The organism is Collinsella sp. LCP21S3_A3, from assembly GCF_052118905.1.
GTDB lineage: Bacteria > Actinomycetota > Coriobacteriia > Coriobacteriales > Coriobacteriaceae > Collinsella.
Genome location: NZ_JBQKGH010000002.1, coordinates 212,291 through 224,545 on the forward strand (window position 1 = coordinate 212,291; position 12,255 = coordinate 224,545).

The following is a 12,255-nucleotide window of genomic DNA, read 5'->3' on the forward strand; positions in this document are numbered from 1 at the left end:
CGACCACCTAGCCCATGACCGACATGGTGAGCAGCACCGCAGCGGCACAGTACGCCACGCACGAGATCATGACGGCAATGACGTTCATGGCGGTACCCGACGTATTGAGGTCGTGCTCGTCGCGCCAGAACAGCACCATCAGGTAAATCACAGCGCTCATGTTGCCAATCAGGCAGACGATGGCCGCGATGTTAAAGCAGCCGGTAAAGAGCTGCTCCTCAAGCATGGGCGCGTCGGGGAACGCCGTGGTGCGCACCAGCTGAGCGCACAGGTAGGTCACGAGCGACAGGATCAGGCCCATGCCCGTGCTCTGGAAGAAGAATCCCAGATACGGCTTGGGTTCATCGTCATGGCCGTCGTACTCCAGGAAGTAGTTCTTGACGAACGACACCATACGCGAGGCAGCCAGCAGCACGAGCGGCATGGCGCACATGGGGAACACCACCAGATGTGCGGAGCCCAGCGCCGTCCCCAGCACTGCCGCCATGATGCACGAGGCAATGCCCCACACGACAACCCAGTACTGGCGATGCACAAACCAGCTGAGCACATTCGTCGAATCGTCGGACGCGCTATCGCCCGAGCCGACGCCTGCGATCTGCAGGTCCTCCTGGTACTCCTCGGCGATAACGTCCATGGCGTCGTCGAAGGTCACAATGCCCAAGATGTGGCGGTTCTCATCGCAGACGGGGATGGCGACCAGGTCGTACTTGGTCATCTCGTCCGTTACGTCTTCCTGGTCCTCGTCGGGCGACACATAAACCAGGTCGCGGTAGGCCAGCTGGCCCAGCGTGGCGTCGCGGTCGGCCACGATCAACGTGCGCAGCGAGAGCACGCCGGTCAGCATACCGCTCGGATCCTCGGTATAGACGTAGTAGACGCTTTCGAAATCCTCGTCGAGCTTGCGGATCGCCTCGATGGCGTCACCGACCGTCGCCGTGGCAGGCAGGGAGACAAACTCCGAGGTCATAATGCGGCCGGCAGTGTTTTCCTCATAGCCCAGCAGGTTACGAATCGCCTTCTCCTCCTGAACGCCCATCAGGCGCAGGAGCTTCTCGGCCTTCTCGTAATCGAGCTCGTCAATCAGGTCGGCGGCGTCGTCCGGGTCCATCATGGCCAGCATCGACGACGCATCCGTGTCGGACAGGCCCTCGAGCATCTCGGTCATGAGCTCGTCGTCATCGAACTCCGAGATGGCCTCGGCGGCCTGGGCGGTGTCGAGCTGCGCGAACACCTGCGCGCGCAGGCGAGGATCGAGCTGCTCGATAATGTCGGCAATGTCGGCAGGATGCAGCTCGCCGAGCGTCTTATGCGACACCGACAGCTGGATGTTCTTAGTCGAGCGATCGAGCAGGTCCATGTAGGACCAGGCGATGATGTCCTCGCCGAGCGGTTTGCCCAGGTGCTTCATAAAGCCCTCGACGACATGTTCAAGAGCGGGGCTGATTGCGCGCAGCAGACCGCGGGCACCGACTTCGGCACCCAGCAGGCGCAGCTGATTTTCGCCCGACATGGAAAACTTGATGTCGTTTACGCGCACGACCTTCATGCCCTGCGTGTCGACGATTTGTTTGTTGAGCACGTCGCGCGCGAGCAGGAGTTCGGTCGGCTGCAGGTACGAAAAACGGATTTCGGTGGCCGACGTCTTAAGGTATACGCCCGTCTCGTCGATACGGTCGACCCATTTTCGCCAGCTGATCATAAACGGCGTCTTGCCGGGACCGCGGAACGCGAGCGACGTCACGTGCGGAAAAACTTCGCCGGTAGCAATGCCAAAATCGTTCACAACGCCGAGCTTTTCGCCATCGACGTCCAAGACCGGCAGCTTGAGCATCTCACTCAGATAATTCACTGGTGCTCCCCATCATTATTCCTTCGGACCGTGGCCATGCCGGCACGCCATCCGTGGACTTTTAGATATGTATACGCATGCGCGGGCGGCACACCGCTCGGCGCTCACACCCCGTGCATGCGCAAGAAGCACCTGCAAGGGGTCATCGACTGTATGGTCGAGGTTTGGATTTCACCTGCAACCTTTCTCTTGACCCTTGTTATCCGCAGTAACTATAGCATCAGCATCGCGCCGTGACGCCAAATTTATGCTCCAAACATCGCAGGCATACCAAACGCTGACGCATCCGTGACATAGTCGTTTAAGAACGTCCCCCATGACTAGTCTGCGGTGTCGTTATCTTCGGCGAGCTGGGGAAACACGGCGTTCTTGGGCATGGAAGTCTTCGTTAGCGAGGTGAGTTTTTTGCTCAGCGACGTATCCGTCTTCACCAAATCGCTCAGCGTCACGATCTTGTAGCCCTTGGCGACAAGGCCATCGATGATCTGCGGCAGCGCTTCGAGCGTCTGTTCGGAGCACTCGTCGCTATCGGTGAACAAAACAATGTTGCCCGGAGTCACCGATTCGAGCACTGTCGAAACCTGTTCGTCGGCGCCGTTGAGCAGCCAGTCGCCCGAATCGACATTCCACGAGACCACGGCAGACACCAGGTCCATCGCATCGATCCAGTTTTGCTCGTCAAACGCGGCGTAGGGAGCACGCAGCAACATCGTCTCGACGCCGGTCGCCGACTTAATCGCCTCGGTGCCCTTCGTGATCTGCTTGCGCACCGCCTCGCGATCCTTGCCCTTGAGCGAATCATCGCTGTAGCTGTTGGAGCCGATCTCGCATCCGGCATCGACAATCGCTTTGGCAGTAGCGGGCGAGGCTTCCGCAGCATCGCCCGAAAGGAAGAACGTCGCCGTGACGCCCTTTTCCTTGAGCACCTGCAAGACCTGCTTGGTCGCGCCGCTCGGACCCTCGTCAAATGTCAGGGCCACGTACTTTTCGTTGCCCTTGGGCGCTACGCTCGCGCACTCGACTACGCAGTCGGTGGCGGGCACGACCTCGCCGCGGTCCTGCGTCTTGCCCGACTGCTCGCCGACCCATACCTCGGAGCGGCCCCGAACGCCCCAGGTTTTAACGTATTCGATAGCGCCCGTGCCCTCGACCTTCAACTTGGGCTCAATGGTCGTGACCTGGACCTCGTGCTTCTCGTACGTGTCGCGGCCGTCTTTGACCGTCACTTTCTCGCCGCCCGTTAGCTCGCGGCTATTCCACTTGCCCTGCTTCACCCGTTTGCCGTCCACCTTCACCGACAGCTTTTCGCCGCCACGGCGGGTAAGCACGCTATCGTCGACAGCCAACAAGTCGCCGGCATCGTAGGTGTCGGTCAGGCCTTGATCATCGATAAGGTTCTGCAACGTGGAGCCCACGCGCACCGAAGCCTGCTCCCCATTGAGCACAATGTCCACGCTGCGATTGACATAGCCCACGACGGCAGCGATAAACAGCACGAGCGCACAGCCGACAGCGATGAGCGCATAGGGCAGGCGGGAGGGTCGGCGCGGTGAGCGCCCGTTGCCGATGCGCGCGCTGCGATCGCTAAACCCACGGCTATGGTTGAGGTACATCGCGCCGGGTTTACGGCGACGTCGACGCTGACCGCTGGGCAGCTGCCCCAGGTCGCGTCGCGCCGTCGGACGCGCACCCGAGCGCCCGTTTAAGTTAGATCCGTTTTGGCGCATGTGCCCTCCCCCATAAACACAGCGAGCCGGAGCAACATGTCTCCGGCTCGCCTCCCATCATTTGGTACGTCGCTATTTGCTAGCTTTTGACGAGCCCCCGCTCGCCTTTTGATATTCGTCCTTAAAGGCCTTGAACATACCGCGCGTCTTGCCGAGCTGCTTGCCCAGTGCGCGACTGCCCTTGTCCACGGCGACCGATCCCTTGTCATCGAGCACCTTGGCGCCCTTCTTGACCTTATCGCCCACCACGACACTGGCCTCGGCAGCCTTGGCGGCCGCGCCACCCGAATACCCGAGCGACTTGACCTCGTCCGAGACAATCATCGCGCCGTTCTCGTAGCCGCGCAGCATCGTCGGCGGCATCTGTGTGTCGCCCACCAGCACACTCGAGGCAGTGCCGGCGGTCACGTAGAACGTCTGCACGATACCCGAACGCGGCTTGAACTCAACGTCCGAGCAGTAGCCCACGACGTCGCCCGATTCCGTGCGCACGTCCATGCCAACCCAGATGATGCAATCGTCCAGGTTGATATCGAGGCGCTTGGCCGCGGCGGCATCGTAGGTGCCCTTGACATCGTCGACCGCGACAGCACCCTCATAGACGCCGATGGCATCGAGCGCCACAAATCGATCGGGGCGCTCGATCATGCCCGCGATATCGGACTGGCGAACCATAAAGCCCACCACGCGCGTACCGCCCGGGGTAAAGACCGGAAAGTGAATCTTGCCGAGCTTTTTGGGGCTGCGCGGCGTGCCGTCCTTTTTGGTGCGCTTGTCTTCGGCAGGCTTACGATAAACCTTGACGCCGACAAAATCCCCTGCGCGCATTATGCCTCGGTCGAGGGCTCCGTGGCCTCGGTGTCGGCCTCAGTGACGTTCTCGACCACGACGTCGGCAGCGGGCGTCACGTTGCCGCCCGAGATGGCGTCGTTGAGCTGCTCGCGAAGCTGGTCCATGCGCTCGCGGGCCAGGTCGACCTTGGCGCGCAGGTCATCGGTCTTGGCGTCGACCATCGGACCAAAGTCGTTGACCGCGGCACGAGCCTCCTCGGCACCGTGCTCGTAGGTGTCGCGCATGTTGTCCCAGGCATCGTTGGCGATATCGGCGGCCATGGCACGGGTCTCGGCACCCGAGCGCGGGGCCAGAGCAACGCCGATGATAGCGCCGGCGGCAGCGCCAAAGAGCGCACCGGAGACAAAGCTGAAAGTCTTTCCCATGATCATTCCTCTCCTGCGGGCACCTCAATGCCCACCGTTTGAATGCTGTCCATTATACCCGCAGCGCAACACTTGCCGTCGCGCTCATCTGCGTACGGTAAAAGCGCAGGTACATGATGGTGATAAGCGAGTGAGCCTACTCCTGCGGTATGGCAGGCATGGCCACCGTGGCGGCCGGGTCCTCGCCGGCGCCATCAACGAGCGGAAGCGCACCTTCCTGTGCGGGGCCTGCCGGAACCGTCGCCGCGCCACCGTAGACGGCAGCGGGGGCCTCGTGGCTCTCGGCGGTCGCGCCCTCGGTATCGATTGCCTCCTGCAGCTCATCGTCAAAGCTCGGGACACCCTGGGGCTCCGCGGGCTCGGACTCGACAGCTTCCTCAGCAGCTGCCTCGACGCCGGGTTCGGAATCGGCAGGAGCCTCGCCTTCGGCCCCGTCCTCGGCGTTTGCGGCGGCGATGGCCTCGTGCGGATCCTTGCCCTCGGCCTCGGCGCGCATACCCAGCACCAGGTTGCGCAGGCCCGCGACCGTGCCCTCCACGTCAGGGGCAGGCTGGTCGGCGTGCAGATAAGCCCAGTCCATCATAAAGGTCGCCGAAGACAGCGCGCCGATGGCCAGCGCGTCATCGGGGCATGAAAGCTCAACCTCAAAGACACGCTCATCGTGCTCGCTTACGCGGGTACGGCCGCACGAAATGCTGCCGGCGAGACCGGTCTCGTTCATGAGCTCCACTGTCACGTGCTCCAGCAGATGGCAAAGCTCGGTCTGGCCCATGCAGTCCTGGAATTCACGACCGGAATCGCCTAGGCACAGGTGCTTGGCAATCGCGGGCACCAGGTAGTACACGCGCGCCGTGGCCTCGATGTCCTCCGAGGTCATGAGCGGCATGCCGGGGTTCACCAGCACATGCGCGCAGATCTTGTCCTCGCTGACGGTGACCTTAAGGATGTTGAACAGGCCTGCCATAACTCTCCCCTACTCTTCCTTGCCCTACTCGTCGCCGTCGTGCGGGCCCGCAGAGCCCGCGCCCGGCGTCGCCGGCTTATCTGCCGAGGACTCGGAATCCTTCTTATCGGTTTCGGCCGGAGCGATCACGCGAATAAGCGAGATGCGCTGGCCACGCATCGACTGCACCTTGAACTTGTACCCTGCAACCTCAAACACCTCTCCGATGTCGGGCACCGAGTCGCAAAGTTCCAAAATCCAGCCGGCGATGGTCTCATAATCATCGCTTTCCTCGAGCGGCCAACCAAGCTCAATCGCATCATCGCACGAAAAACGCCCATCGACGAGCCACTCACGGCGCGAAAGACGCGTGAGGTACTTGTTGTCGGGGTCGAATTCGTCCTCGATCTCGCCCACGATCTCCTCGACGATGTCCTCGATGGTAATGATGCCAGCCGTACCGCCGTACTCGTCCACGACCACCACGATCTGGTCGTGCGAAGTCTGCATCTCGGACAGCAGCGGCAGGATGTCCTTGGTGTCGGGCACAAAGGTGGCGTCGCGCAAATAACCGGCGATGGGCTGGTCGCCCTCGCCGTCGAGCGAGGGCTGAATCAGGTCCTTGATGTGCGCGATGCCCGCCACGTTGTCGGGATCTTCGTGATAGACGGGGATGCGGCTAAAGCCGGTCTGGCGCATAGTGGACAGCACGTCGGCGACCGTCTCGTCGTCCTCGCACATGGTGGTGTCCACGCGCGGCACCATGACCTCGCGGGCAACGGTATCGCCCAGGTCGAAGATCTCGTGGATCATACGCTTTTCCTCGTCGAGCAGGTCGTCCTGCTCCGAGACCATGTACTTAATCTCTTCCTCCGAGACGTTTTGGCGATCGTCGGCGCTCTTGATGCGCAGGATGCGGGCCAGGCCATCGGAGCAAGCGCCAGTCAGCCACACGAGCGGACGGGCGATCTTTTGGAAAAACGACAACGGCCCCACGACCTGCTTGGACACGCCTTCGGCATTGGCCAGACCAATGCGCTTGGGCACAAGCTCCCCAATCACGATGGACACGAAGGCGACCGCAACGGTGATGACGACCGGCGCCAGTCCGCGCGCGATGGCAGAGAGCGGCGCGATGCCAAAGCTCATGAGCCACGTGGCGAGCGGGTCAGACAGGCTCGTCGAAGCAACGGCGGACGAGGCAAAGCCCACGAGCGTGATGGCGACCTGGATGGTGGCGAGCAGCTGGTCGGAGTCGGCAGCCAGCTTAACGGCGCGCTCGGCGCGTTTGTCGCCTTCCTCGGCCTCGTGCTCCAGCACGGCGCGCTTTGCCGTGGTGAGCGCCATCTCGGACATAGAGAAGTAGCCGTTGATGAGGGTCAAAACGAGGGTGGTGATAAGGGAGATGGTTATGTCCATCGGGAGTTTCTCGAACCTCCAAGATTCGGGACGTTAGGTAGTAAGCGTAGATAACGGATAGGGCAGTTGCGTCCGGCGGCCGCTTGGATGGGTCCGCAGGCACAGACGTGATCGCTAGATTACGAAGAGGATCACCGCCATGAACTGGAAGATACTGCCGGCGAGCACCCACAAGTGAAACACACTGTGCAGGTAGCGCACGTTTTTAGCGATGTAGAACGGCACGCCCACGGTGTAGCACACGCCGCCGACAGCGAGCAGGGCAAGTGCCACGGGGTTGAGCAGCGACACGAGCTCGGGCAGCTTAAAGACGACGAGCCAGCCCATCAGCAGGTAGACCAGGCCGCTTACCCAGTGCGGTTGACGCTCGCACATAAAGCACTCGAGGGCGATGCCGATAATGGCGATGGCCCATACGGCAAAGAACAGCATAGGGCCGCCATCGTTTGCGAGCGTGATGAGGCAAAACGGCGTATAGCTGCCAGCTATGAGCAGGTAGATGCAGCTGTGGTCGATGATGCGAAACACGCGCTTGGCGCGCGCGGGCTGAATCGCGTGGTAGAGCGTAGAGGCTAGGTATTCGAGGATAATGCTGACGCCATAGACAATCGCCGCGGCCATGTGAGCCGGGCCTCCGCCGCGAAGAGCGGCAAATACGATCAGGAGCACCAGGCCCGCGATGCCCAGCAGGCAACCGACACCATGGGTGACGGAGTTCATGATCTCCTCACCCACCGTGTAGTGTGGAACGGCCGCGGTCTTGGGTCGCGGCTTAGAACTGTCGCTCGAATCGGACATGCCGGTTACATCCTCCAACGTAAAGAGTTCTCAACACTATATCAAAGCGTCTGGGTACGTGCGAAATTTGCACCATACGTGACCCCTTGTTTACCCATTCTTTGCTTGTTGACGCATCAACGGCGAACAATCATGGTTGATTACAGCGCTGGAGGACCGTTTTGGCTCCCGCCTTCGGAAGTATGCGGCAAAATCTGGAACTGCCGACCAGACCGCAGTTTTACCAACAATTTATCAGGGGTTTTGTTGCCAAAAACGCCTTGTGGTCGGCGGTATTCGACTTTTCCCCGCACTTCCGAAAAGCCGCCCGTGAGCGCTGTGCTCGCGAGCGGCTTTTGCTCGAATTACGCCACAAAGGCGCTTATATTGCCCAATAGCTAGGCGCTATTTGACCTCGATAAGCTCGTACTTGCTCGTGCCCAGGCCGATCTTCTCGGCGTGCGCGATGCACGCGCGCCAGTCGGTGTCGGGATGCGTGATGCAGAAGGGGTCACGCGCCTGCTCGCCCTCCAGATGCTCGTGGTTATGCTCCATCTTGGCCGCGCTATCGGTGAGCTCGGTGTTGGGCAGCGGCTCGGACGCCATGACGGCATCGGCACAGGCCTGGTCGATGGCGACCGGGTCGAAGCTCGCGAACATGCCGATATCGTTGACGATAGGCGTATCGTTTTCGGGATGGCAATCACAGTTGGGGCTGATATCCATGGCAAGCGAGATGTGGAAGCTCGGGCGGCCGTCGACGACGGCCTTGGTGTACTCGGCGATCTTGCAGTTGAGCACGTCGGCCGCGGCGTCATAGACGGGCTTGATGGCGTCCTGGTTGCACACGCCGATGCAGCGTCCGCAGCCCACGCAGCGATCGTGGTCGATGGCGGCCACGTGCACCGTACGAGTAGCGCCGCTGGCAAGCTCGCGCTCGCGGGTGTCGTCGAACGAGATAGCGTTGTGCGCGCAGATCTTTTCGCAGGCACGGCAGCCAATGCAGTGCTCGGTCGCGACGTTCGGCTTGCCGGCGGCATGCTGCTCCATCTTGCCCGCACGGCTGCCGCCTCCCATGCCCAAGTTCTTCATGGCGCCGCCAAAACCGGCCTGCTCATGGCCCTTAAAGTGGGTGAGGCTGATCACGATATCGGCATCCATGAGCGCCTGGCCGATCTTGGCCTCGCGCACGTACTCGCCGCCCTCGACCGGGACGAGCGCCTCGTCGGTGCCCTTGAGGCCGTCGGCGATGATGATCTGGCAACCCGTGGCATACGGGGTAAAGCCGTTCTGATAAGCGGTGTCGATGTGCTCGAGCGCGTTTTTGCGGCTACCGACATAGAGCGTGTTGCAGTCGGTGAGGAAGGGCTTGCCGCCCAGCTCCTTCACGACATCCGCGACGGCGCGGGCGTAGTTGGGGCGCAAAAAGCTCAGGTTGCCCAGCTCGCCAAAGTGAATCTTGATAGCGACGAACTTGTTCTCAAAGTCGATCTGCTCAATACCGGCGCGGCGGATGAGGCGCTTGAGCTTGTCGAGCTGGCTCTCGCGAGCATGCGTACGCAAGTTGGTGAAGTACACCTTAGCGGATGCTGCGGGTGAAGTTGCGGTCATAGATCTATCCCCTCGGTCTATATGGCGTTACAGACATAGAGGATGGTACCCGTTAAAGCGGGGTCAAAGTCAAGTACGGCGCCTAGTCATTGGGGACGTTCTTAAATGAGTGACTACTCATTGGGGACAGACTTAAATGACTGAAACCACTCATTGGGGACGGACTTAAATGAGTGCCTCGCCACCTGGAAGCTAGGGACGTTCCTTTCCTGCCGGCAGCCAGGGACAGTCCTTGGCAACCCTGCCGGCGAGCCGGCGAATCGGCAAAGACTGTCCCCGATGACTAGTCGTTTAAGTCTGTCCCCAATGACCACTCTTGGTCGTTTAAGTCTGTCCCCAATGTTTTCGACAAATCGATCATGCTGGCGTGCTGCATTGCGGCCGCCATGGGTCTTGCTGTGGATGCTTGCTTGGTCGCGGCGTTTTGTCTTGGCGTCGCAGTCGCCTCGCTTACGGAAATTGCGCAAGGCGAACGTGCCCGCCGCGCCGGTGAGGCCGCGAGCTACGCTTACATTATGGTGACCGTCTTTGTGCCGCCGTTTGTGCCGTTTGCGCCCCTCGCCCTCTATGACATCGCGCGATACGTGCGCCGTGAGCACGCCTGGGTCGCGCTGGGCGCCGGCGCCATCTTTGTCTGCGCACTCGTCGCATATGCCCACGCCGGCGCGCTTCCCACCCGTGCGCTGCTGTTGACCGCCATCCTTTCAGTCGCCGCCACCTTGCTGTCTCTGCGCACCGCTCAGCTGGAGCGCGAGCAGGAGCGCATGCGTCGCACCCGCGACGAGCTGCAGGAGCGAGCCCTCGCGCTCGAGGCGCGCAACCGCGACCTTGCCGACCGCCAGGACTACGAGGTCGAGCTCGCAACGCTCGCCGAGCGCGCCCGCATCGCACGCGAGATCCACGATAACGTGGGGCACCAGCTCACGCGCGCCTCGCTGCAAACCGAGGCCCTACGCGTGGTCCACGCCAACGAGCCCGGCGTCGCCGCCGACTTCGCTGACGTCAAGCGCACCGTGGACGAAGCGCTTCAGCTCGTGCGCTCGAGCGTCCACGCGCTCAACGACAACGCGGCGAATCTCTCCGTACAGCTCGAGCGCATCGTGGAGGGCGCGCGCTCAGATGGCGGGCCGCAGATTGAACTTGAGGTTTTGGCCGAGCATGCGCCCGCAAATGTCGCCAACTGCTTTACGGCGGTCCTGCGCGAGGCGCTTTCCAACGCCATACGCCATGCTTGCGCCCATGCTGTCACCGTACGATGCATGGAGCATCCGTCGTTTTACCAGCTCATCGTTACCGACGATGGCGCGGGCGGGGCTCAAGCAAGCAGCCGCGGCACCGCAGAGGGCATGGGGCTCGGCTCCATGCACGAGCGCGTCGAGGCGCTTGGCGGCACCTTCACCGCCGGCCCGCACGCCGGCGCCGGCGACTGGCGTGTGTTTGCCACCGTTCCCAAACAGCAAGGAGATGAGGGCCGATGAGGCTCATCGTTGTCGACGATGACCGCTTGGTGGTCGATTCGCTCAAGATAATCCTGGGCGCCCAGCCGCAGATCGAGGTGGTGGGTACCGGCGCCGACGGCAACGACGCAGTGGCTCTTTATGCCGAACACGCACCCGATATCGCGCTGCTCGACATTCAGATGCCGGGGCGCGACGGGCTTTCGGCGGCCCGCGAGATCCTTGAGCGCGACTCTGCGGCGCGCGTGGTGTTTCTGACGACATTCTCGGATGACGAGTACATTGTGTCGGCGCTCAAACTGGGTGCCCGCGGCTACCTGATCAAAACCGATGTCGCCGCCATCCCGCCGGCGTTGGCCCAGGTCATGGACGGTAAACGCGTGCTCGAGGGTAAGGCGATCGAGGATATCAACTTTGATGAGGCGGGCGTCGAGGTGGGCACGACCCGCCGGCCCGCGGCCTTCGTCAGCCTGACCGACCGCGAGTTCGAGGTCGCCGAGCTCATTGCCCGCGGCCTCGATAACAAGGAGATTGCCGCCACCGCCTATATGGGCGAAGGCACCGTGCGAAACCACATCAGCTCAATCCTGGCCAAAATGGGCCTGCGCAACCGCACCCAAATCGCCATCGCCTACCTGCGAGGGTAGTTGCCCGAAGACCGACCGCCCCGACATAACAAAATGTCTGCTACCGGTTTAATGCCATTTCAAAACTATGCCGGTTTACGGGGCCAAACTCAGGACCCCCATCCATACCCGCGTTTTCTGTAAAATGACGGCTCGTCTACCTGCGGTTTTATTTTCACGAATATCAGCATGGTTGGGGACTCGTGACTCAGCCCCGTAAACCGGCCTAGTTTTGTCCGAGCGGCCACGTCAAGTGTCTCCGCAAGCCGCTTCAAGCCAAAAATGATCCGTTTTCCTCCGTCCCCAAGGGATCAGCCGGAACCGCTCCACGAAATCGGCCCATCTACTACGTTTAACTCGATACCCCTGACCATACCTTCGTTTTGAGCAAAACCGCAGGCGTTCTACCTGCGGTTTTGTTTTCGCGTTTTTTGACATGGTTGGGGGTAAGGGACTAAACGTAGTAGATGGGCCGGTTTCGTGGCGAGCCCTCCTCGCCTACGCACAAAAGCGCCGCCACGGAGGAGGGAGATACCTCCGTGGCGGCTGGGGGTGGGGGGTGGGGCTTTGTTCTGGCTACCCGCCCGCCGCCCCGGGGCCTTTTTGCCCCGGCGCCCCCCACCAGC

The 12,255-nt window shown here is 61.6% G+C and carries 11 protein-coding genes; 3 read left to right on the top strand and 8 right to left on the bottom strand.

Annotated features, from left to right (window positions below):
* Window positions 1–7: 7 nt before the first annotated feature.
* From ACTQ0H_RS02085 to trhA, 7 genes are all read right to left on the bottom strand, one after another.
* A complete protein-coding gene (locus ACTQ0H_RS02085) occupies window positions 8–1,852 on the bottom strand; it encodes a magnesium transporter (RefSeq protein WP_441547720.1) in 1,845 nt (614 codons plus the stop codon).
* Window positions 1,853–2,172: 320 nt separating this feature from the next.
* Entirely contained in the window at window positions 2,173–3,579 is a 1,407-nt protein-coding gene (locus ACTQ0H_RS02090) for a polysaccharide deacetylase family protein (protein ID WP_441547721.1), read from the bottom strand.
* A 72-nt stretch (window positions 3,580–3,651) separates the two neighbouring features.
* Window positions 3,652–4,407, bottom strand: coding sequence for a PRC-barrel domain containing protein (locus ACTQ0H_RS02095; protein WP_427718078.1), 756 nt, complete (start codon window positions 4,405–4,407; stop codon window positions 3,652–3,654).
* Window positions 4,407–4,796: a YtxH domain-containing protein gene (locus ACTQ0H_RS02100; protein ID WP_154516595.1), complete on the bottom strand. Its 390-nt coding sequence runs from the start codon at window positions 4,794–4,796 to the stop codon at window positions 4,407–4,409. The genes ACTQ0H_RS02095 and ACTQ0H_RS02100 overlap by 1 nt, the downstream gene beginning before the upstream one ends.
* Before the next feature lie 136 nt (window positions 4,797–4,932).
* Window positions 4,933–5,760: a cyanophycin synthetase family protein gene (locus ACTQ0H_RS02105; protein WP_427718075.1), complete on the bottom strand. Its 828-nt coding sequence runs from the start codon at window positions 5,758–5,760 to the stop codon at window positions 4,933–4,935.
* A 24-nt stretch (window positions 5,761–5,784) separates the two neighbouring features.
* The gene (locus ACTQ0H_RS02110; protein WP_441547722.1) at window positions 5,785–7,158 is read right to left on the bottom strand and encodes a hemolysin family protein; all 1,374 of its coding nucleotides are present in this window, start codon (window positions 7,156–7,158) and stop codon (window positions 5,785–5,787) included.
* 114 nt (window positions 7,159–7,272) lie between these two features.
* Entirely contained in the window at window positions 7,273–7,956 is a 684-nt protein-coding gene (gene trhA, locus ACTQ0H_RS02115) for a PAQR family membrane homeostasis protein TrhA (protein ID WP_441547723.1), read from the bottom strand.
* Window positions 7,957–8,117: 161 nt separating this feature from the next.
* On the opposite strand from trhA, the gene ACTQ0H_RS02120 reads away from it, so the two are divergent.
* A complete protein-coding gene (locus ACTQ0H_RS02120; protein ID WP_441547724.1) occupies window positions 8,118–8,333 on the top strand; it encodes a hypothetical protein in 216 nt (71 codons plus the stop codon).
* 7 nt (window positions 8,334–8,340) lie between these two features.
* Here ACTQ0H_RS02120 and ACTQ0H_RS02125 read toward each other — a convergent pair whose 3' ends face one another.
* On the bottom strand, window positions 8,341–9,546 hold the full coding sequence (locus ACTQ0H_RS02125; protein ID WP_441537726.1) for a DUF362 domain-containing protein: 1,206 nt from the start codon (window positions 9,544–9,546) through the stop codon (window positions 8,341–8,343).
* A gap of 359 nt (window positions 9,547–9,905) precedes the next feature.
* Between ACTQ0H_RS02125 and ACTQ0H_RS02130 the strand changes: the two genes are divergently transcribed.
* Window positions 9,906–11,024, top strand: a complete 1,119-nt coding sequence (locus ACTQ0H_RS02130) for a sensor histidine kinase (protein WP_441547725.1) — start codon at window positions 9,906–9,908, stop codon at window positions 11,022–11,024.
* Window positions 11,021–11,650, top strand: coding sequence for a response regulator (locus tag ACTQ0H_RS02135; protein ID WP_441537728.1), 630 nt, complete (start codon window positions 11,021–11,023; stop codon window positions 11,648–11,650). Before ACTQ0H_RS02130 ends, ACTQ0H_RS02135 begins: the two co-directional genes overlap by 4 nt.
* Window positions 11,651–12,255: the final 605 nt, after the last annotated feature.